Origin of the sequence: Bacillus sp. OV322, from assembly GCF_900112495.1 — a bacterium.
Taxonomy (GTDB): domain Bacteria; phylum Bacillota; class Bacilli; order Bacillales; family DSM-1321; genus Peribacillus.
Map to the genome: position 1 here is coordinate 411,392 of NZ_FOMA01000005.1, position 21,538 is coordinate 432,929.

The 21,538-nt window shown below is 39.7% G+C and carries 22 protein-coding genes and 1 tRNA gene; 6 read left to right on the top strand and 17 right to left on the bottom strand.

The window, feature by feature from the left end; translation table 11 throughout:
* Positions 1–11 precede the first annotated feature (11 nt).
* The 10 genes from BM126_RS14805 to BM126_RS14845 form a co-directional block, all read right to left on the bottom strand.
* Entirely contained in the window at positions 12–356 is a 345-nt protein-coding gene (locus tag BM126_RS14805) for a PTS lactose/cellobiose transporter subunit IIA (protein WP_090990213.1), read from the bottom strand.
* 28 nt (positions 357–384) lie between these two features.
* A complete protein-coding gene (locus BM126_RS14810) occupies positions 385–1,287 on the bottom strand; it encodes an ROK family protein (protein ID WP_177201446.1) in 903 nt (300 codons plus the stop codon).
* Positions 1,288–1,295: 8 nt separating this feature from the next.
* Positions 1,296–1,532: a hypothetical protein gene (locus tag BM126_RS14815; protein ID WP_090990215.1), complete on the bottom strand. Its 237-nt coding sequence runs from the start codon at positions 1,530–1,532 to the stop codon at positions 1,296–1,298.
* 10 nt (positions 1,533–1,542) lie between these two features.
* A complete protein-coding gene (locus tag BM126_RS14820) occupies positions 1,543–2,892 on the bottom strand; it encodes a PTS sugar transporter subunit IIC (RefSeq protein WP_090990216.1) in 1,350 nt (449 codons plus the stop codon).
* A gap of 67 nt (positions 2,893–2,959) precedes the next feature.
* On the bottom strand, positions 2,960–3,277 hold the full coding sequence (locus tag BM126_RS14825) for a PTS sugar transporter subunit IIB (RefSeq protein ID WP_090990217.1): 318 nt from the start codon (positions 3,275–3,277) through the stop codon (positions 2,960–2,962).
* A gap of 32 nt (positions 3,278–3,309) precedes the next feature.
* Positions 3,310–4,779 (bottom strand): glycoside hydrolase family 1 protein, encoded by a 1,470-nt coding sequence (locus BM126_RS14830; RefSeq protein WP_090990218.1) that lies wholly within the window; start codon positions 4,777–4,779, stop codon positions 3,310–3,312.
* A gap of 122 nt (positions 4,780–4,901) precedes the next feature.
* Entirely contained in the window at positions 4,902–5,633 is a 732-nt protein-coding gene (locus BM126_RS14835; RefSeq protein ID WP_090990219.1) for a MurR/RpiR family transcriptional regulator, read from the bottom strand.
* A 163-nt stretch (positions 5,634–5,796) separates the two neighbouring features.
* Positions 5,797–7,176, bottom strand: a complete 1,380-nt coding sequence (locus BM126_RS14840) for a Mur ligase family protein (RefSeq protein WP_090990220.1) — start codon at positions 7,174–7,176, stop codon at positions 5,797–5,799.
* 131 nt (positions 7,177–7,307) lie between these two features.
* Positions 7,308–7,463: a hypothetical protein gene (locus tag BM126_RS22475; RefSeq protein WP_177201447.1), complete on the bottom strand. Its 156-nt coding sequence runs from the start codon at positions 7,461–7,463 to the stop codon at positions 7,308–7,310.
* Positions 7,460–8,719: an ATP-grasp domain-containing protein gene (locus BM126_RS14845; protein WP_090990221.1), complete on the bottom strand. Its 1,260-nt coding sequence runs from the start codon at positions 8,717–8,719 to the stop codon at positions 7,460–7,462. Before BM126_RS14845 ends, BM126_RS22475 begins: the two co-directional genes overlap by 4 nt.
* A 161-nt stretch (positions 8,720–8,880) precedes the next feature.
* Here BM126_RS14845 and BM126_RS14850 point away from each other — a divergent pair, with 161 nt between their 5' ends.
* On the top strand, positions 8,881–9,918 hold the full coding sequence (locus tag BM126_RS14850) for a YheC/YheD family endospore coat-associated protein (protein WP_090990222.1): 1,038 nt from the start codon (positions 8,881–8,883) through the stop codon (positions 9,916–9,918).
* A gap of 18 nt (positions 9,919–9,936) precedes the next feature.
* On the opposite strand, the gene BM126_RS14855 is transcribed toward BM126_RS14850, so the two are convergent.
* From BM126_RS14855 to hpaI, 5 genes are all read right to left on the bottom strand, one after another.
* Positions 9,937–10,434, bottom strand: coding sequence for a GNAT family N-acetyltransferase (locus BM126_RS14855; RefSeq protein ID WP_090990223.1), 498 nt, complete (start codon positions 10,432–10,434; stop codon positions 9,937–9,939).
* Positions 10,435–10,587: 153 nt separating this feature from the next.
* The gene (gene hpaD, locus BM126_RS14860) at positions 10,588–11,571 is read right to left on the bottom strand and encodes a 3,4-dihydroxyphenylacetate 2,3-dioxygenase (protein ID WP_090990224.1); all 984 of its coding nucleotides are present in this window, start codon (positions 11,569–11,571) and stop codon (positions 10,588–10,590) included.
* Positions 11,572–11,585: 14 nt separating this feature from the next.
* Complete coding sequence (hpaB, locus tag BM126_RS14865; RefSeq protein WP_090990225.1) at positions 11,586–13,055, bottom strand: 4-hydroxyphenylacetate 3-monooxygenase, oxygenase component; 1,470 nt, start codon at positions 13,053–13,055, stop codon at positions 11,586–11,588.
* A 12-nt stretch (positions 13,056–13,067) separates the two neighbouring features.
* Positions 13,068–14,585, bottom strand: coding sequence for a 5-carboxymethyl-2-hydroxymuconate semialdehyde dehydrogenase (gene hpaE / locus BM126_RS14870; RefSeq protein ID WP_090990226.1), 1,518 nt, complete (start codon positions 14,583–14,585; stop codon positions 13,068–13,070).
* Between the two features lie 137 nt (positions 14,586–14,722).
* Complete coding sequence (gene hpaI, locus BM126_RS14875) at positions 14,723–15,646, bottom strand: 2,4-dihydroxyhept-2-ene-1,7-dioic acid aldolase (protein WP_090990227.1); 924 nt, start codon at positions 15,644–15,646, stop codon at positions 14,723–14,725.
* Between the two features lie 118 nt (positions 15,647–15,764).
* On the opposite strand from hpaI, the gene BM126_RS14880 reads away from it, so the two are divergent.
* The 4 genes from BM126_RS14880 to BM126_RS14895 all read left to right on the top strand — a co-directional run bounded on the left by BM126_RS14880 (position 15,765) and on the right by BM126_RS14895 (position 18,939).
* Positions 15,765–16,709, top strand: coding sequence for a LysR family transcriptional regulator (locus BM126_RS14880; RefSeq protein WP_256213115.1), 945 nt, complete (start codon positions 15,765–15,767; stop codon positions 16,707–16,709).
* Between the two features lie 272 nt (positions 16,710–16,981).
* Complete coding sequence (locus tag BM126_RS14885; RefSeq protein WP_371261453.1) at positions 16,982–17,776, top strand: fumarylacetoacetate hydrolase family protein; 795 nt, start codon at positions 16,982–16,984, stop codon at positions 17,774–17,776.
* Positions 17,773–18,531 (top strand): fumarylacetoacetate hydrolase family protein, encoded by a 759-nt coding sequence (locus tag BM126_RS14890; RefSeq protein WP_090990229.1) that lies wholly within the window; start codon positions 17,773–17,775, stop codon positions 18,529–18,531. The genes BM126_RS14885 and BM126_RS14890 overlap by 4 nt, the downstream gene beginning before the upstream one ends.
* A 12-nt stretch (positions 18,532–18,543) precedes the next feature.
* Complete coding sequence (locus BM126_RS14895; protein WP_090990230.1) at positions 18,544–18,939, top strand: 5-carboxymethyl-2-hydroxymuconate Delta-isomerase; 396 nt, start codon at positions 18,544–18,546, stop codon at positions 18,937–18,939.
* Between the two features lie 34 nt (positions 18,940–18,973).
* On the opposite strand, the gene BM126_RS14900 is transcribed toward BM126_RS14895, so the two are convergent.
* Positions 18,974–20,104: an NERD domain-containing protein gene (locus BM126_RS14900; protein ID WP_090990231.1), complete on the bottom strand. Its 1,131-nt coding sequence runs from the start codon at positions 20,102–20,104 to the stop codon at positions 18,974–18,976.
* A gap of 119 nt (positions 20,105–20,223) precedes the next feature.
* Here BM126_RS14900 and BM126_RS14905 point away from each other — a divergent pair.
* A tRNA-OTHER gene (locus BM126_RS14905) sits at positions 20,224–20,310 on the top strand.
* Between the two features lie 153 nt (positions 20,311–20,463).
* Here the strand turns inward: BM126_RS14905 and BM126_RS14910 are convergent.
* Positions 20,464–21,447: a Gfo/Idh/MocA family protein gene (locus BM126_RS14910; RefSeq protein ID WP_090990232.1), complete on the bottom strand. Its 984-nt coding sequence runs from the start codon at positions 21,445–21,447 to the stop codon at positions 20,464–20,466.
* Between the last annotated feature and the right edge of the window lie 91 nt (positions 21,448–21,538).

Here is a 21,538-nt window from a genome sequence, read left to right on the forward strand (position 1 = left end):
TATTAATAAATTTATTGAATCTGCCTCTCATCCATTTTGATTTTTATTGCCTCCATCTGCTTATACATCAGAATCATTTCAGCAACTAAATCGCCGATCGTTTCAGCACTCATCATTTGATCTTCTGCATGCATGATAATCAGGGAGAATTCAAGTTTCTTTCCAGATGCCTCCTGCTGAATCAAGCCTGAATGAGATTTATGGCCCTCAATCAAATATGATTTCGACTCTTTGAGCTTATTTTCTGCTTCTTCAAATCGTCCTTCTCTAGCAGCATATAAAGCTTCCATGACAAGACTTTTGGCTGTGCCTACGTTTGAGATAATAGTAAATGCCGTCAATTCCATTTCTTCCATCGTCTTTTGATCCTCCCTTTCTGCCCTTTTAAATCTTACTTGTGCAAGCCTGCAAATGATGATAAAGCGCCCCGAGCAGACCTGCATCATTTTTTAACCCGCAGCATTCTAATGCAGATTCTTTGCCATATGAGCCCATACTCTGTATTCTCCACGTAAGCTCACTGATAAGTTCTTTTCTCTCGCTTACCGCGCCGCCGATAAAAAGCTTCTTCGGGTTGAACATAAACAGCAAATTATAAACAGCTATTGCTAGGCTATTGTAAAAGGTAGTAACCTCATGCCGGGCGCGTGGCTCTCCTTGATCGCAAGCCTCGAAAACATCAAAGCCAGTAACAGTTTCCACTTTAACTCCCTTATATTTTGCAAACCTTTCACGCAGCCCATATATTGAACCCGTATAGCTCAGAGTGCATTTTTCGGCCAGATTATTCTGAAGTCCCTGAGTAATCATATATCCGAATTCACCCGCCATATTTGAACTTCCCCGGTAGAGCTTGTTTCCGATAAAGATTGCTCCTCCTATTCCCGTCCCAATTGTCATGCAAAGAAAGTCTGACTCATTCTGTGCATTGCCTTTCCATTTTTCTCCTAAAGCAACACAGTTCACATCATTTTCAGCACTAACGCTTATGTTCAGCTGTTCTTCCAGATATTCCTTGATATTAAAGTGATTAAAATCACTAATAGCGCCGCCAACCTCAATATAACCTGTTTTGTGATCCACAAATCCAGGCACACTTAGTGCAATGCCGGTCAATCCTTCCGTCTGTAAAGCCCGTTCTATAATAGATTGCAAAATAGCTGAACCGTCAAAACGGTTTGATGGATAAGACCCTTTCTGGAGGAAGTTTCCTTCCTTGTCGAGAACAGAATATTTAATGTCTGTCCCGCCTATGTCAAACGCAAGGTATTTTTCGATTGTCCTCACCTCTGTGCTTACTCTATACAGCTAGCGGTATAATAAAGAGCCGGTCCGTATTTCGATTTTTTGAATTTGTCCATTAAATACTGCTCCGCTTCTTGCCCTGACAGTGAAGTGACTACCTCAAAAACAGCTGTTATTTTGGATTCTGAAAGTAAAACTGTCTTTACCTTTTCATCCTGATATTCATTAAAGAATTTGCGGACAAAGGAAATTTGTCCGCAATAAAATTTTATTTTATAAGTATTCATTGTTATTCCCTTATGCTGGAAGGTCTTTCTGATTTTTCTTGCTGCTTGAATTATTAACGGATGCAGCTTTATTTGATGCTAATACGAATGGCAGGTAAACAATTGTGGAAACTGCCAGACATACAAATCCGATCAGCAATGCAATGTAATTTCCGCCTGTTCCTAAAAATGCGATTAACGGTCCAGGTGTTGTCCATGGGACCTGATAGGCAATTGGCGGAATGAGCCCAGTGGTAATGGCAGTATAACCGATAATAACATTGATGGCCGGGACAAGGATGAAAGGAATGATCAATATTGGATTAAGAACTACCGGCAATCCGAATATAACAGGCTCATTAATATTAAAGAGTCCTGGAGCGATTGAAAGTTTTCCGATTTCCCGGTAATCCTTCCTTTTAGAAACAATGAACAAAGCAATCAGCAAACCTAATGTCATTCCAGATCCGCCGTAGTTGGCAAATGCATCATTGATCGCCCATGTGACAGGGTATGGAGCTCCCCATGCAGATCCATGCTGTGCAACATAATTCAGGTTTTCAAGGTTTGGTTCAGCGAACATGGCTTCACGGATGGCTGCCACCGTATTAGGTCCATGAATGCCAAATACCCAAAGTAGATTGGATACAATAGCCAAAATAACAAGCGAGAAAATACTGGTTCCCAGATTTTTAAGCGGAGTTTGAAGGACTGCATAAATAAGTTCATGTAAACCTTTAGGATAAATTTCTAAAATGATCGCGTTGGCAACTGAAAATCCTACGGTAATGATGATGATAGGAAATAGCACTTTGAAGCTTCGGGCTACTGCCGGAGGAACAGAAGCAGGCATGTTAATCTGCAGTTTTTTAGACTTTGACAGCCTGCTGAAAAGCTCACCCACAATCAAGCCTACAATCAGGGCAACAAACAAGCCTTGAGCTCCCAGCCATTGCGTAGAAAGGAAGCTTGCTCCATCAACAACTTTATAGGCAGGGTAAATAATGAAAAATGTAGATAAAGCAGTCAGTCCGCAAAGCAGCTCATCTGCTTTCAAGGCAAGTGCCATATTCCTTGCAACCAGAAAAACAATGAACATTGCCAGCACATTGGAAGAACCATTGAGCACCGGTGTGAAAATATGCTGATAATCAGAAAGATGCGGAAACAGCTTATTCAGGAAAAGTATTTTTGCGATAAATCCGTCCGGTGCTAAGACGGCAAAGTTCAGCAGTACAATCAAGGATCCCGCCAATGTAATCGGAAATGCTAAGATAAAGGCATCACGTATAGCAACAATATGCCTTTGTGAGTTGAGCCTGGCTGCAACTGGAACCAGAGCCTTCTCCATGAACCCCTCAAATCCCGCCATGAATCCCATTCATTTTTCCCCCTTTAGTGGATTAAGCTTCTATTAAAAAATTTCATTGGAGCTATAATAAAAATTATCAATTTTCTTCAAACTGGCTCATTAAGTCCAGCGCCCTGCTTAGAATGGCTTTTCCATTCATCATTCCGTAATCTCTCATCTCTATAACTTCAACAGGCACCCTCCCAGCGATGATGGCATCCACCTGCGGCTTTTGGTAGCGTACTTGCGGGCCAAGCAGCACCACATCAACTTCTGCAGAAACACTGGAGCATTCCGATACAGGTAAAGCAAATATATCAATTTCTATCCCTTTCTCTTTTGCAGCATCATTCATTTTGTTCACCAGAAGGCTTGTAGACATGCCGGCTGCACATACTAGCAGAATTTTTTTCATCACTTTTCCCCCTATGCTTTTTATTTAGGATGTTATCTGGATTCCTCAGTTTGTGAAGGAATAAAACTCAAATGATTTCCATTCGACTTGATGACTTCTTTGTACCAGTAAAAGCTTTTTTTCTTTATTCTCCGTAAATCTTTTTCACTGTGTTCATCACGATTGATGTATACAAAACCATACCTTTTTTGATATCCGTTCAGCCAGCTGAGGATGTCTGTAAATGACCAAGTACAATATCCAAGCAGCATGACACCATCATTTATAGCATTCTGGCAGGCTTCAACATGTGATTTTAAGTAATCTATCCGGTAATCATCATTGATGATGTCATGATCCTCTAAAGTATCAAACTCTCCCAGTCCGTTTTCAGTGATCAAAATAGGCAGCCCATACCTGCTTGTAAGTCTTCTGAGACCAATGCGCAAACCTTCGGGATCGATTTCCCAATCCCAATTGGTAGCTTCTAAGTGAGGGTTTCTTATAGATTTATACAGTCCTGGAACGCCGCTTTCCGGAGTAGTGCCTTTTTGGCCGGTCGTATTCATATCCCCCTGGCCAACGCCATCAGCCGGATTCATTTCCACTGTACCGGTCCGGTAATAATTGATGCCGATAAAATCAGGCCGGCCAAATTCAAGAAGTTCCCAGTCACCTGCATGGATATCAGGCGCCAAATCATTTTCTTCTAAATACTTCCATGATGCTTTTGGATATTTCCCCCAGCAATAGATATCCAGCCACCAATGATTATTCAGATCTTCTGCGTTTTCAAATGCCATCACATCATCCGGGCGGCATGAGAATGGGTAGTTGGGTCCATATGCAAAGCTTGGCCCTATCTTGCCTCCTGGCACATATCTCCTGAAAGACTGTATTGCTTTGGCATTGGCCAAATTAGCAATATGATTGGCATTGTACATTCTTTTTAAATCTTTTACGCCCGGAGGATGGATCCCTGACTTATAGCCAAGACCGATAAATACATTTTGTTCATTCAAAGTGACCCAATATTTTACACGGCTGCCGTAGCGCTTATAAAGGGTTATGCAATAATCATTAAAATCTTCAATGATCTGCCTTGATTCCCATGCCCCGTATTCATCCATAAGACCTTGCGGAACATCCCAGTGGTAAACCGTAATAATCGGTTCAATTTTATATCTGAGCAATTCTTCAATAAGCTGATCATAAAATAAAAGTCCCTGCTCATTTGTTTCTCCATTCCCCTTAGGGAATATCCTGCTCCAAGCAATGGAAAAACGGTATGCTTTCAGCCCCATTTCAGCCATTAATGCAACATCTTCCCTGAACCTGTTATAGTGGTCTACGGCAACATCGCCGTTAGTTCCTTTAAAAGTCGTGCCAGGCAATTTTGTGTATGTATCCCAAACGGATGGCCCTTTCCCGTCTTGATCCCAAGCGCCCTCTACCTGATAGGCAGCTGTGGCCGAACCCCAAAGAAAGTTATCAGGAAAGCGGCCCTTACCTGTATGTATCATTGACATCTCCTCCTCCTTGATCAAATTGTATACGCTTTCAAAAATAGTGTAAATGAGTTTTGAATATTCTGTAATTTGTATCATTGCTTGGTAATTGTTACATTTTAAAAACAGGGTGTTTTTTATTCCCTTTTACCGCTCCTGTGAATTTCACGTGCAATAGATTCGAGTATGTACACCACGGGTATCTGGCTGGTAATGTTGGATTCTTCTATGTATTCCTCCGTAACATAATAGGAAATATTTAAATCGGAAATATTGGCAATGGTACAGTTTTTCTGATTGGTGATGCTGATAATCGTGCTTCCCTTCTCTTTCAGTTTTTTTATTAAGTTGATGATTTCGTGTGTCTCCCCTGACACAGACATGGCAATGGTGATGCTGTTTTCAAGAAGCCTGTTATGTATTGGGAAAAAAGGATCTTTAATGTACAGAGAAAATTTTCCCAGACTTGAAAAATAACGTGCTCCATATTCAGCCATAATGCCGGAACTGCCGATTCCGAGGAAAATAACGCTACCTGATCGTGCTATAAGGTGTGATGATTCCTGGATATATGATTCAAATCCGCCCTTTAAGGTTCTTTCAACAAATTCTGATAATGCATGATGTGTGCTTTTTAAATTGTTGACTGTACTTTTTTCTAAATACAGCTTTAGCTTTACTTTAAACTCTGAGAAGCCTTCACAATCATTTTTACGGCAAAACCGGAGGATTGTGGAAGTGGATACATGTGTCTCGTCCGCAAGCTCGCGAATGCGCATATATACCACTTTATTGGCATGTTGAGTAATATAATTATAAAGGGAATATTCTAATTCGTTGAAAGATGAAATTACTTTGTTGGGAAACATCTACGTTCCTCCTCATTTATCATGTAGTTATCTATTCTCAGAATTTATAAGAAAACCCTTTTTATTTATGGATTTTGAAAAATCGTTTTCCGGGATGGTAATTAAAAATAAAAAAGCGATGCTATTTCAGCAGCGCTGTTATCTTTATAATGAGTTAATCTCTTTATTTCAGATAGGAAATGAATGTTTCGAACGCTTCATCATCTCCCCCAGTTTTAAAATAAACGATATCACCCGGGAGAAGCCATTTATCAAATATCTCCAGTATGTCTTCAGGGTCAGAAGAATTGAAAACATTCTCTTTTTTCATCCCGGCACTTATAGCTGCTTTTCCTAAATCTTTAGCCAGGGATCCTTTTGTAATCAGTTTATCTATTCCAAATTGTGCAGCCAATTTTCCGATTCTTTCATATTCCGAATCGGCATATTTTCCAAGGGCTGCTATCCTGCCTAATACAGCAATTTTTCTGCATGATGGAAATTCAAGATCATTTAGAGTCTTCAGTCCGCTTTCCAAAGAAGCGGGATTGGATTTCCATGTATCGTCAATTATAGTCATATCATTTTTCCCCTTAATCAATTGAAAACGGGATTTTAATGTAGTAAAAGTCTCAAGCCTGCTGATTGAAGTCTGTATGTCGACTCCCATTTCCATTGCAGCAGTTATGGCAGCAGCAGCATTATACACGCAATGCTCACCCAGACCTGGAATAGTGCCCTCATATATTTGATTTTCACAGGACAACTTATATTTCATGCATTCGTTTTCATAACGAATTTCTTTTATCTGCAAAAAAGCACTCTCTTTTTTTCCATAGGTAATAAGTTTACCTGAGTAACCTGAAAAATCTATTGTCATAATATTTTTATCATCACTATTTATAATAAGGGTTCCACTGTTTTGCAAGCCTTCCATTAGCTTTGCCTTTTCTGTTATATACGCTTCGAAAGTGGAGATTTTGTCTGTATGGTCTATGCCTATCATCGTAAAAATCCCTATGGTAGGAAAAAAATACCTGCATGCTTCCATCATGTCTCCACGCCTTGCAATGGCCGTTTCGAAGACGGCTGCATCGGTATTTTCGTCAATACCCAGCAAATAAGGCAAATTATAGCAGTTAGCGTTTTTGTTTGATTTTGTTGCCTGGACAGTCATTTCTTTATTGAGAATATACTTAAGCATTTCTTTTACGGAAGTTTTACCGCAGGTTCCGGTAATGGCTGCCACTGGAATATCAAATAAATGCCTGTAATACGATGTGAAAGCATAAAATGCTTTAAACACATCTTTTACCATGATGATTTGGTATGGAGATAACATTTCCATATTAGAAAAGGGTTCATCTGTCACTATGAAAAAATTTATATGTTTCTTTAACCTGTTTCCATCCAGTCTTCTCCCTTTTTTTACACGAAAATAAACGGTGTTATTTCCTGCTTCAGAAAGCTCGCGTGTTACATGGATAATTTCGACATTTTCATGGGCCTCAGAGGGCGTTTCTCCCATTGCTTTTAATATATGTTCCAAAAATAGAGCTTTCATGCTATCTCTCCTCCCAATGCTGAAAACACATTGAATGGTGCCAGCATTAACTTTTTATTTTTTTAGATATTGCCTACCTATCAATATACGTTAATGCAATTCGACTATAACTTATTTCAAAAAGAGCATGCCTAATCTTTGTCCATAATTTGTGACTCGATTAAATGAAATCTTCCCAGCTTTGTATTCAGCTGTTTCTTCAGTTTACTTACTAGCTTTTTATTTATAGATACGTTTGGCAAAGCAACATGCTGCACCATGTTCTTTAATGACTTTTCTTCATTCATTTTGATTCTTTCCCTTCTCTTGGTTTTAAGGATTCTGGATTTTTTTCAAGGTGAAATTTAATTTCCTTCGCGGCCTCTTGTGCAATTTTTATTGCGTCTTCTTTACTGTGTGAAGATGCCATCACATACCCGTACCTGTCTCCCATCGATAATGGAGCTCTTAAAAATTTCCCTTTTCGTGGTTTTATAAAAACCTCTTCTACCCCAGGAAAATTAGCAGCAGCATTGGCTCCTGTTACTTTGATGAGCTGGCCTTCGTTTTCCACGGTCAAATAATGGACATATACATATTTTTCATGGTTTCTTTTAAGATTTGGCTTGTTTCCTTGAAATGACTGGATTGTTTCTTCAACTAAATTGATTCCATACCCTACCTCTATAATTCGGTTCATGGCACCTCCGGAAATCCGGGGATTAATTTCAATGACCTTCCACTCTCCATTTACCAGTCTCATTTCAATATGGCATGCACCGTTTTTCATTCCAAATGTATCCACAATAGAATGAACGGTTTGCTGAATATTATGATAAAAATCTTCATTTAAGAATGGATCCAAAATATATCCTGTTACAATGAATCGTTTGTGGAATGTTATTTCCTGTTCTATCACTGCAGCGATATGCACTTCTCCGTCATGAACCAGGGTTTCAACCAAAAATTGCGGACCGATTAAAAACTCCTCGACCAGAATTGGTTTCTTGCCATATTTACGGATAAGATTTTTCATCGCTGACTTTAATTGAATTTTGCTATTGGCCTTTAACACATCCTTTGAGCCTGCGGATATCGGAGATTTAATGATTAAAGGCAGCTTGGTTTGATGCTCCCAAACAAAATCTTTCAGTGAATTTCCAGGAGTATAAATGGAAAAGTATGGTGATACAGGCAGATCTTTAAGCATGCTGCGTGTCAGCACTTTATCCTCCATCTGAAGAATCGGAGCAGACGAGACTACACTTGTACAGAATTCCTCAGCCAATGACGCTGCCAAATGAACATTAGGATCCATAAAACTAAATATATTTTTAATGACTTTTCCCTGTTTGATTAAATCAGCTATGATTTCCTTTAATTTGCTGATGTCCGATAAATCCGCGAATATCATTTGGTGAACATCAGGAAACTCCAGTCTTTGCTCCATAAATTGAATTCTATCTGTTAACAGCACTGTGAAATATCCCAGTCGTTCTGCCGCTTTGATAGCTTCCCGGCTGGATCCAGATTTACTTGAAGCTACAAATACAATCGTGTCCATTATTTGATTAATCCCACCTACATAACAATTTTTCAAACAACCTATAAAATAAATTATGACGATTCTAATAAAAAGTTCTCATATTGAAAAGAAATGGGAATGTGGAAAAGCCCTACTTAATATTTTACTGAGAAAACCAATTTAGAGCGGAGGGAAATGTAATGACCTTAATTGGCATGCTTCATCATAGAGAAAATCCAGAGAAGGTAATAAAAGCCTATGCGTATAATGCCGTTGCAAAGGCTGAAGGTGCAGATTTCTTTTACTTTACGCCTGGAAAGGTAAATATAAATACTAAAACCATTACAGGAAAAGTGTATGAAAACGGCCAATGGATTGAAAAGCAATTTCCTTTTCCTGAAGTCATATATAATGCCAGTCCGCCCATTAGCGAACAGGCTTCTGAAATGTATGATTACCTAGCACAGAGAATTCCTTTTACAAGTCATTCAATCGGCAACAAAGTGAGTGTATATAACCGGATCAAAAGTGGAAAGGACTTCTCGCAATACCTAATACCGACTGAAGAAGCAAGTAATTCCCAAATAGTTTTTGATATGATAGATACTTATGCGCAAGTTATCTTTAAGCCTGTAACTGGACGACAGGGAGGAGGAATTCTTTACATTGAAAAAGAAAATAAAAATAGTTTCAAAGTAAATGAGGCAGGCAATTTATCGAGCCTTAGCAAATCACAATTGCAAAAGGTAATCGCCGAAAAATATGAAGAACGGGATTATTTAGTTCAGCCCTTTTTAACCTGCAAAATCAATTCCGGCCATGTATATGATCTTCGTTTACATGTTCAAAGGGATGGTGAAGGTGAATGGGTCATTAGCTCCATTTATCCGAGAATAGGACCGCTCGGCAGCATAACCTCCAACATAAGCAGCGGAGGATACTCCTGTTTGCTGGACGAATTTTTAAAAAGAGAGTTTGAGGATTCGTGGTATAACATGAAAAGGAATCTGGAAAAGTTTGCTGTCTTATTCTCCAGGCACTTTGCCACATTATATGATAATATATCATTTGACGAATTAGGCATTGACTTGGGTATCGATAAAAATCAGAAGTTCTGGATATTTGAGGTAAACTGGAGACCGGGAATCCCGGTAATCTTCAATGGTGAACTGGATGTTGCAAGAAATACCATCCATTATGCGAAATACTTAGCAAAAACGAAAACAGAGCAGCCATAAATTTTGGCTGCTCTGTTTTTAAAGAAATAGCACCATATGGTCTTCATCAAAATAGGCTTCTCCTATTTTCAAGGCATTTTTATCAATGCCAAACACTTCAAAACCTAAGGATTCATAGAGCCTTTTAGCAGGCTCATTTTTTTTTGTTACTGACAGGTGTATTTGTTCGATATCCTTCAGCTCTTTTGCTTTGCTGATTGTCTTTTTCATCAGCTCACGGCCTAAGCCTTTCTTTCTTTTTTCCTTTAATACATACATTCCATAAATATTTGCTCTATGTCTGAGCTTTATCTTGCTTTCTTTTACCAGTGAAACAATTCCAATCAGCTCTCCGTTTTCATACGCTCCAAAAATCATGGCTTCAAAGGATTCTATTCTTTTTTGATAATGTTCAATAGAATTACTCTTTTCTTCTTCGTAACTGGATGAAAAAGCCTCTGGGCTATCTTTTAGAGCTTCAAGCCTGATTTTTTTATACTCTTTTGCATCAGATTGGTTTAAAAGCCTGATATTCACTAAGATACCTCCACTAATCAATTGTTTTTATTTGTAAAACATTTTATCCCATTTTAACTGACATGGATAGTTCAATTTTTTTAGGGATATGGGGTTTAATATATTAATAGCGGGATAATAAAACAGGCATCCATAAATGGATACCTGCTCATTTTAAATAATGAAAGTTGGCTTATGCTGTTCAAGAGATGGCTTTTGTGTTTCCAGCAGTACGCCGGTATGAACATCCATTACGTTCGATGCTTCATTAAACCAGCAGTCAGGTGCAGCTGCACCCCAAAAGGTTTGTCTCCTCTTATCATTGATATCCCATCGAATGGGCTTAAAATCAGGATCAATGGTCAAATAATCTCCATTATATAATTCAATCCGGTGTCCATCCGGGTCTCTTAAATACAGGAAAAATGCGTTTGAAAGACCATGCCGCCCAGGCCCTCGTTCAATGTTTTCACTATATCCGAGCGATGCCAGCACATCGCAGCCCTGAATGAGAGCCATAGGATCACTCAGCCAGAAGGCAACATGATGAAGACGAGGGCCATTTCCATTCATAAAGGCAATATCATGCACTCCCGGTTTCCGGAACAGCCATGCTGCCCATATATTTTCTTCTTCTGTAACCGTGTACTCTGAACATCGGAAACCCAAATCCTTCATATAAAATTCACAGGCTTTTTCCACGTCGGTTACCGCACAGTTGAAATGATCAATTCTCTGCACTTTGGCCCCCTGATACAGATCATACCGCTGAAGCATTCTTTCTGTGTGGTCCATTTCCGAGAAAAACTCAATAGGAAGCCCAGATATATCCTGAACCCGTAAAGCACGCCCGATTGCATGCTGAGATCCTTTTTCGAGCCACAATGTTTTCATGCCCCTATTTTCAAAAAATGACGCTAGCCTATCAAGATCAGCATTACACTGCACTTTATAGCTCATTACTTCAGCACAGCTTGTTTCTGCTTTTTTTAATAGCAGACTATGATGGCAATGCTCTTCAAGCCCCCTTAGATATATGGCTGAATCATTTTCCTCGGTTACAATGAAGCCAAGACCTTTTACATAAAATTCACGTGATGCTTGTAAGTCCTTTACATGTAAAATGGCCCTTGCGGCACGAAGAATGTTAAAAGCCATATGGCTGCCTCCTTTTAAATGGCTGAAATGTCATGTTTCGTCGCGCTTTTAAGGAAATCTTGTACTCTTTGTTTAACATAGTCTTTTTCATAGTTATCAAAATAAGTCATTCCCATTCTTATTGGATCCCCAAAGAAATAGTATTCATAATGTGTTTGCCTGCTTCCAAAGGAACTTAGCGTCAAGTCCCAGGCCAGCCGGAATAATTGCACCTTTTCATAACCATCAAGATTCTTGCCCTGTAATCCCCTTTGAATAAGAGGACCTATTTCTTCAGAATCAAAATCTTCCTTGGTCGGGATGCCCATCAATCCAGATGCACCAAGTATACGTATAATTTCGGCCAGGCGCGGGTACATTTTGGGATACCAATTTCTTGCAGCGTCCAGTGCTGCGTATTCTGGTGTCATTGTTCCCCATTTATCAAGTTTGGCATTATGTTCAGCCCGGTATAAGTGCGATTTCATTGCTTCAAGCGTCAGCATAATTTCAGTCCCTTTTTCCTTAACATGCTGAAACTGATCAATTCCAATCGCATCCATTATCGACAGGGCAACACCAAGTAAAAACTCTGTTTTGATGATGTTTTTTGAAACTACCTGATGAGACATATGGACCACTGCATTCGTTTCCCTGAAAGTACGGTTGCAGATGGATGAATTTCCGCAGACAAAAACACGGCTCCACGGAACGAATACATTCTCAAAAGAAACGATTGCATCTCCTTCTTCAAAACGAGATGATAATGGATGATCCCATTCATTCTTACCGCAGTCAAATGACTCCCTTGAGATAAATTTAAGTCCAGCAGTATTATTGGGAATGGCAAATGCAAGAGAATAAGCATCATCTTTTTCTCCAGCTTTTTTTACGGTCGAAGGAAACACGAGAATTTCATCTGTTATTCCCCCCTGTGTTGCCAAAAGACGGATCCCGTTTACAATGATCCCATCGCTTCTTTTCTCAGTCAGGCGCAGAGCCACATTTGCATCTTCTTGTTCATGCTGTGCTTTTGACCTGTTCACCTGGGGATGGATCAGCGTGTGTGTCAAACTTATATCATTTTCCCGTGCATATTCATAATACAATTTTGCATTTTCAGCAAACATAGGGTCTCCCTCGGCAAAAAAACTGCTTGATGCCCCCATTGCCATTACTTCAGCATTTAGATAATCCGGCGAGCGCCCCATCAGCCCGCATGATGTAATCGCCCATTCCTGAATGGCCTGGCGCCGCTGGATGATTTCATCAATGGTTTTGGGCTGCATGAATGTGATCCCTATTTTTTCTCCTGAGGCGGGTGAATTGAAGAGCATTATTTCAGGCTTTTCATACTGCAGGTCATATAGCTTCGCCATTGATTTCACAACGCCTTTAAGTCCAGGATGGCCGGTAACATCATCCACTCTTTTGCCATGGAGATAAATATTGTTATTTGCTTTCTTCAGCCGGTCCAAATATTCTTTCCCCGTCTTGGCTGGCATAATTTCTCCTCCTTATTTTCCAAACTGGGGGATATGATGGTCATTGATAGCTACATGAATAACCTTTGGTTCTGAGTAAAATTCAAGCAGGGCATAATGACCTCCCTCCCTGCCGATTCCGCTTGATTTGGTCCCGCCAAATGGGATGCGGAGGTCACGCACATTTTGAGCATTAATCCAGATCATCCCTGCATCCACTGCCTGTGCAACTCTATGACCCCGTTTGATATCATTGGTCCATACATATCCTGCGAGCCCATATTTCACATCATTTGCTGCAGCAATTACTTCATGTTCATCCTCAAATTCAATTACAGCCATCACAGGACCGAAGATTTCTTCCTGGCATACCTTCATTTCATTTCTGGCATGAAGCAAAACAGTCGGGGGAACAAAGTTCTCTGCCTTTGCTTCGGGAAAAACAGTGCCTTGAAAAACTTCACAGCCTTCTTTTTTTGCTAATTCAATATAGGAGTTTACTTTGCTGACATGCTCTTTATTTATCAGCGGACCAAGCTCAGTCGCAGTATCCATCGGATCGCCAATTTTAATGTTTGAAACTCTTCTTTTCAATGCTTCAATGAAACGTTCTTTGATTTTTTTATGGACAAAAACCCGTGAGTTTGCCGTGCATCTCTCCCCGTTAAAAGAAAATATGCCCCATACTGCAGCGTCCAGTGCACGTTCAAATTCGCAGTCCTCAAATATGATCAGGGGGGACTTTCCGCCAAGCTCCATAGATGTCCTCTTCAGTGTATCTGCTGCATTTTTAAGAATTACTGTGCCTGTAGACGTTTCCCCTGTAAATGAAATAGCGTTCACATCGGGATTTCCTACAAGTGAGGCTCCGGCCCTTTCACCAAACCCATGAACTACATTAAATACACCTCTTGGGAGTCCGGCTTTATCAATGACCTGGGCCAATATATGCGCGCTGAGCGGCGACAGCTCAGCCGGCTTTAATATCACCGTATTGCCGGCTGCGAGTGCAGGAGCCACCTTCCAAGTTTCAAGCATAAATGGAGCATTCCATGGAGTTATCAGCCCTACAACCCCTACAGGTTTATAAATTGTATAATTAATGAACTCATCGTCAGCCTGATAGGCTTCTCCATGAAGCCTGGTCTCAGCCATCCTTGCATAAAATCTGAAATTTTCAGCAGACCGGGCAGTCTGTTTTTTTGTCTGAGATACTGGAAGCCCGGTGTCCAAAGCTTCTAAAACTGCAATTCTTTCTATTTCCTGATCTATTATATCTGCAATTCTATACAAATACTTCATACGCTCAGAAACTTTCATTTTGCCCCAAGGGCCATTTTTGTAAGCATCCTTCGCGGCAGCTGCTGCTTTTTTGATATCCTCTTCGCGGCCCTCCGCTACGCTGTTAATTCTCTGGTTTGTGAAAGGATTGATATTAATGAAGGAAGAATTGGAATATGAAGGGATGAATTCTCCATTAATATAAAGATCAATATTTTCTATACTTGATATGATGCTTTCAATTTTTTGATCTGTAAGTTTGGCTGGCATACGTTCACCCCTGTCCGCAGTATTTAGAACTGACATAGTGAAGTTTGAATAATCTGTCCTGAGAAGGCATGAAGGAACGAGTCTTCTCAGGAAAGTTTACATCCATGTAATCTTGGACAATCAGTTATTTTGAAGCTTTATTGCTTCACGCTGTCTGGCAGCTTTACATACTTTTTCAGCACCTGGCGGATTTCAGCCTGAAGAGAAGCTTCCGGAATATCCATCGGCTTTCTTAATACGGGCTTAATTTTCCCCATCATTCCAAGTGCTGTTTTTAATGGCGCCGGATTGGTGTCCTTAAATAAAACATCATTCAGCTCCATCAGCTCATAGTGAAGGTCCAGGGCAAGGTCTAAGTCCTTTCTGGTCCATGCATTATAAATTTCAGCTACCTTGTCTGGAAGGATATTGGCAGTTGCACTGATATGGCCAGCTCCTCCAATTGCAAGCATAGGATAACAAAGCAGTTCTATACCAGAGTACAGAAGAAAATCCCTGCCGCACTTTGCCAAGACACGGTTTACATGCTCGAAGTCTTTATTGGACTCTTTAATTCCTATAACATTTGTGCAGTCTTCATTTATTCTTGCCAGTGTATCAATGTGCAAATTGACTCCTGTCCGGCCGGGTATGTTATAAATAATGATTGGAATATCCACAGAATCGGCAACGGTTTTAAAATGTTTATATAATGCATGCTGTGAAGGCTTATTATAATAAGGAACAATAATAAGAGCTGCATCGGCACCTATTTCCTGTGCCCTTTTTGTCAGATAAAGAGTTTCATTGTGGTTTACTGAACCTGTTCCAGGCACAAAAGGAACTCTCCCCTTAATTTCTCCAGCCGCCGTTTCCATGACCTTAACACGTTCCTCTGCAGTCAGCGAGCTGGGCTCTCCGGTAGTTCCAGTTACAGATATGCCATGTGTCCCGCTGTCAATATGCCAGCTGATTAAGTGCTTAAAAGAATCATAATCAATCGTTTCATCTTCATAAAAAGGAGTTACAACAGGGGCAATTGATCCCCTGAGAATGGCCTTGACTTCATCAAATTTCGGCAAGAAGATCACTCCAGTATTTTAGGATTGAAGTATTTTAAAACTTTTATGAAAACCCTTTCATAAATAATGTACCATGTGCTATTCTATATAAAAAATATTAAAATCATTGGCATTGCATATGAAAAAAATATATAAAGGCAGTGATTTAATGGACATGAAACAGCTATTCTATTTTTGTACCATTGTGGAAGAAGGCCAAATCACACGTGCTGCCAATAAACTTCATATGGCCCAGCCGCCCCTCAGCCAGCAGCTCAAGCATCTTGAAGAAGAATTTGATGTGAAATTATTCGAACGTAATGGAAGGAAAATGGAATTAACTTCTACTGGAAAACTTCTTTACAAGCGAGCCAAACATTTGCTTTCACAGGCTTCCGATACCATTCTAGAGGTAAAGGAAATGTCCAAGGGCTTCAAAGGAGTCCTAACCATCGGCGCCAATAAATCTTGCTTTTCTCACCTTGCTTCCCGTATCCGTTCCTTCCGTGAAAATTATCCTCAAGTAAGCTTTCAGCTGAGAGAGGGAGATACCTATCAAGTCGGCGAGCTTTTAAAAGAAAGAGAAATTGAACTGGCTGTCGTCCGGCTCCCCATAGCCGGCGAGGGATTCTCCATGATACATCTGCCGAAGGAGCCTTATATATTCGTTCTTCCGCAAGAATGGAAGACTCGAGCCCCTACCGAAGAATCCATTACATTAAAACAAATTTCTGCCTTTCCCCTCCTATTGCTGCATAGAATAAATGGCACAGGCCAATATGAATTGGTACTGAATGAATTCATAAAAAAAGGGCTGCATCCCAATATTATCTGTGAATGCCCCGACCCTTCCATGATCTTATCCTTAGTTGCAAGCGGAGTCGGGGCAACTATAGTCCCGCAATCCGCTTTACAGTCCATTAAAATGGAGAATCTGCACATTATGAAGATAAAAGGTACTCCTCTTATATCAGAATCTGCTGTAATCTGGCTTGAAAATCGCTATCTTTCAAAGAGCGCCTTGCATCTTATTCAGTCTTTCGAACATTCCGTGAACCTTGCTGCTTTGGAACAAGATGGCTGATTTGCGCTCCAGAATCTTACTTTAATCAACAGTGGAACCGCCTCACAGAACTCATTAAAAAACAACAATCTTATAGAAAGAGCAAATTGAAAAGTTTCTTGCAATCTACTGCTGCCAGTCAACACAGATAAAAAGTTTTTAGAAAAGTTTGAACATTAAACGGTGTTGCATTATATTAAAAAGAAAAAAACTTTTCCGAAACCCTTTCAACTTTCAATTCAAAGCGGGCTTTTTATCAGTATTCAATGTAGAAAAGTCTTTTCGAAAAGGATGTGAATTCTTTGAACTTTGCAGAAGTGAAATTTTCAGGGATGAGACAGCGGCAAAAAGTTAAAGCCGATCCCGAATCCGGCACATTATTCTTAAATGGTAAATCTCTTTCTATAAAACAAGCAGCGTTAGATGTGCCGATATCAGGCACTGTATATGGAACAATGTTCAACTACCAAGAAGACCTGAATTCGATAAACACCTTCGCTCCTCCTTACGGCACACCTCCAAGAGCTCCCGTGCTATATATTAAGCCTGCCAATACCCTGATAGCCTGTAATTCGCCGATACCTTTTCCAGATGGTGAGGATGGGCTTTCCATGGGGGCCGCTCTGGGAATTGTAATTGGAAAAACAGCTTATAAAATATCACGTGAAACAGCCTATGAATATATATCAGGATACACAATTGTGAACGATGTCAGCATCCCTCATCAAAGCTTTTACAGACCCGCCATTAAAGAGAAAATACAGGATGGCTTTTGCCCTGCCGGCCCCTGGGTCATTGACAGGGAATATATTGAAGATCCTGACAGCCTTCTCATTTCCGTTTACTTAAATGGTGAACTAAAGCAGCAAAATCACACTAGTGAATTAGTCCGTCCAATTTCTCAGCTATTAGCTGATGTTACAAATTTCATGACATTGTATCAGGGTGATGTTTTGCTTGCCGGTGTTCCTGCTTATCCTCCTATCGCAAAAAGAGGCGACATAGTAAAAATAACAATTGAGAAGATTGGGTTTATTGAAAACATGCTGCAGCCGGATGACTCTCTTCATAAGGAGGGATCACAGTGAAAAGAGCACGTGTTGCCTATAAAGGACAAATTCATGAAGCTGTATATGAAGAAGGCTATCTAGCTTTGCCGGACGGATGCCTGGTTTCTGAGCAGGATGTTGTATGGCTCCCGCCAATCGTGCCGAACACTGTTTTTGCTTTGGGACTGAATTATGCGGATCATGCCATGGAGCTGGATTTTAAGCCTCCTTCAGAACCGCTTATTTTTCTTAAAGGCCCTAATACCTTTATTGGGAACCGGGGAAATACCATTCGCCCCGACAATGTCAGCTTTATGCATTATGAATGTGAACTTGCCGCCGTCATTGGCAGGCAGGGAAAGAATATTAAAGCCTGTGATGCTTACAATTATGTGTCAGGCTATACTATTGCGAACGATTATGCCGTTCGTGACTATCTTGAGAATTACTACAGACCCAATCTGATTGTGAAAAATCGTGATACCTGCACACCCCTTGGTCCCTGGATCGTAGATGCCATGGATATTGAAGACCCTGAGAACCTCACACTGCGGACTTATGTAAACGGCGCCCTTACACAAGAAGGTTCCACAAAGGATATGATTTTCGGAATACCGGCATTGATTGAATATCTAAGCAGTTTTATGACATTAAATTGCGGCGACCTGATACTGACAGGAACACCAAAGGGATCTGTCGATACTAAAGCTGGAGATGAAGTCATTTGTGAAATAGAGGGAATTGGAAAACTATTAAACACGATTGTAAAGGAAAAGGAAATAGCCGAACATTAAGAGGAGGAGCGAATGCCGCATATCATTATTGAATACACCGATAACATTAAACAAGAAGCGAATATCCCCTTCCTGCTTGAGAAAATCAGTAAGTCATTGATAGCTAGAGCATCCATCTTCCCTGTTGGGGGTATCCGCCTGAGGGCCATTGAACTAAAAGAATATCTTATTGCAGATGGCGAGGAAGACTATGCTTTTGTGCATGCTATATGTAAAATAGGATCAGGCCGGTCCGAGGAAGATAAAAAGGCGGTTTGTGCAGATATGTTTGAGATTATTAAAAAGCATTTCTCCTCTTTAATGGAAAAACGCTACCTCGCCTTGTCTCTTGAACTTTACGAATTCGGTGAAGCAGGAACTATGAAATATAACAACATTCATGAACGTTTTAAGAAGGAAAAAAACTGAGCCTTAAGACGGGTTCAGTTTTTTTCCTTTTTTATTACACTTGAGTAATTCCTGCAAGCATTTTAATGAATTCAATTTGTTCTGCTTTAAATAGCTGGCTTTCTTTAATGAAAATAGCATCATATTCTGGAAAATCTTTTTTTAACTGAAGCAAAATTTCTTTTGAGCTGAATACCGCTGATCCAATGGCCTTCAACTCGGATTTCATCCAAGAATGAAAATGCCGGACTTTAACGTTCTGGTGATTTTTTGGACTCTCAATATTCTGGGTGGTAAAATCAAAATCAAATAAATCTTCAGGTTCATTTAGGATAATATTCATTTGCTGCTGCAGGTTTTGAGCAGTTTTTCTATTAAAAGCCAAGATAAGGATATTCCAATGAGGATAATTTTTGGATAAATTTTTTGTATATTCACGGATGTCAAAAGGCGCGATTTCCTTTTTCCTGCTATTCTTCTGTTTTGATAGCGGGTTTTTAATAGTGTGCGGGGATAGAAAAAGAGTTTCATCAGGCGAATCATTTCCCTGCACATACTCCTTCATTTCAGGAAATAAATGATATGAAATTGCCCCGATTTCTTCCTTCTTCAGCGGTTTAGAAAGACGAAAAGGCACTGTAATCATATCAAACAATTTATCCGTGAACTTGCCTATGGAGAATCCGGCTTCATCTTTATCAAGTTCTTCACTCATAAAGCACAAATAAGGATCCATCAGTGAATAAAGTCCGGCCCCCATAAAATCCTTCTCATTCATTTTGGTAAAAACAACACCGCAGCCATATGGGATTTTCAGCTGAAAGCGGTATTTACCTTCAAGATGAAGCAAGTTATTATCCTTGCTCAACAAACTTACTATTTCATCCATCTGGCTTCTTGCCTGTGTCATCGGATTTTCCATAATTTTTTTTTGTCCTGATGCGTCCAGATAATGCCATTGATCCTCCCCCACTGATAGAAGGGATTTATTTGTAATACCAGTTGTAGATAGAACCAGTATACCTAAGTGAGGGCCAATAATTAAAAAGTCAAAAAGTTTATCTCCAATTTCTGCTTTATAGTATATGGTATAATCATCCGGCAAAACATCTTTTAATGTATGAAAAAACTTCCGGTCACCTGGTGAAGCGATATGCTGTATTTTTTCAGGTATTGTTGATGCCATACTCCCCGCTCCAAAATCATCAAATTTACTTCCATTTTAATTTTAATTAAGAAGAAAAGTCCTTTTCGAGCATTCTATACGTGAATATATTTCCGTTGTATTGAGCAAACTATCACTATGGACTTGTAGCTCAAATGGAAGAGCAGCCAGCATTTATCCTGATATAACTGCCGTGCATCTTGCGGGTTCAAATCCCGCCAGGTCCTTATTTGTGTTCTGAAGAAATCTCCTGCAGTAAATCATTCTTAAAGGTTCCTCATGCTGCCCTCCGCCAAGCGTACTAACTCAAACAGATAAGAAAAAAAGTATCATAATTATTTTTCTGTATACAGTAAAAGCTTTTCTATATCCCCGCTAATTTACTTGTCGCTCGGATAAATGACACCAATTTGTTTTCTGATTTCATCTAAAATTTCCATTGTAATCAAAGAATTTTCAAAGGTGTTTTTATCAGATTCATGCTTTCCATTTTTAATGAGATTAATAAATTCCTGAATCTCATAAAACATCGTGTGCTTATTTTGTTCTGCAGAAATATCTTCTTTTAGATTGCTTCTGGAATGGAATTCTATTTTATCCTGTGTAGATATTCTGTCAATGATTATGGTGCCTTCTTCTCCGTGAATTTCTGATGGCAGAGAAGAATCTGTAATTTTTGAATACATGATGACTGCATCCATTTCACTGTACTTAAACATGGCACTTCCCTCGCCATCGACACCTGTTTCAAGAAGCAGGCCATTTGCAATGACTTGTATAGGACGGCCGAATAGAGCAACCATTGGATAAATGCAGTAAATTCCTATGTCCATTAACGCCCCATTTGAAAAGGCAGGGTCAAATGCATTTAATACGATTCCTTCTTTATAAGAATCGTACCGGGAAGAGTACTGGCAATAATTCGCAAAATACCTTCTTACCTTGCCAACTCGATGTAAGTTTTGTTTCAGTGCCTTAAAGTTTGGAAGAAAACTAAACTTCATGGCTTCCATTAAAAGGACATCATATTGTTTTGCTGTTTCAATCATATTCTGTAATTCTAATGCATTGGAAGCAATGGGTTTTTCACACAAGACATGCTTTTTATTACGCATAAATAGTGTGGCTTGATCTGCATGAAGTGAATTTGGAGTCGCAATGTATACAGCATCTATTACATCGCTTTTCGCCATGTCTGCAAGATCCGTAAATGTGTGTTCTGCTCTGTATTTTCGGGCAAACTCATCAGCCCGTTCCTGAGTTCTTGAATAAACTGCTGTGAGGATAAAGTCTTCCGCGCTTTTAGCTGCATCTAAAAATTTGTCTGTAATCCAATTGGTTCCCACAATCCCAAAGCGTATCATGTTACTCCCCCTCATTTAAGTATGATGTTCCCTGAAATAAGAGAAAACAGGAACTTTTTGTTCCTGCCACTTATTCTCAGTTTTTAATTTC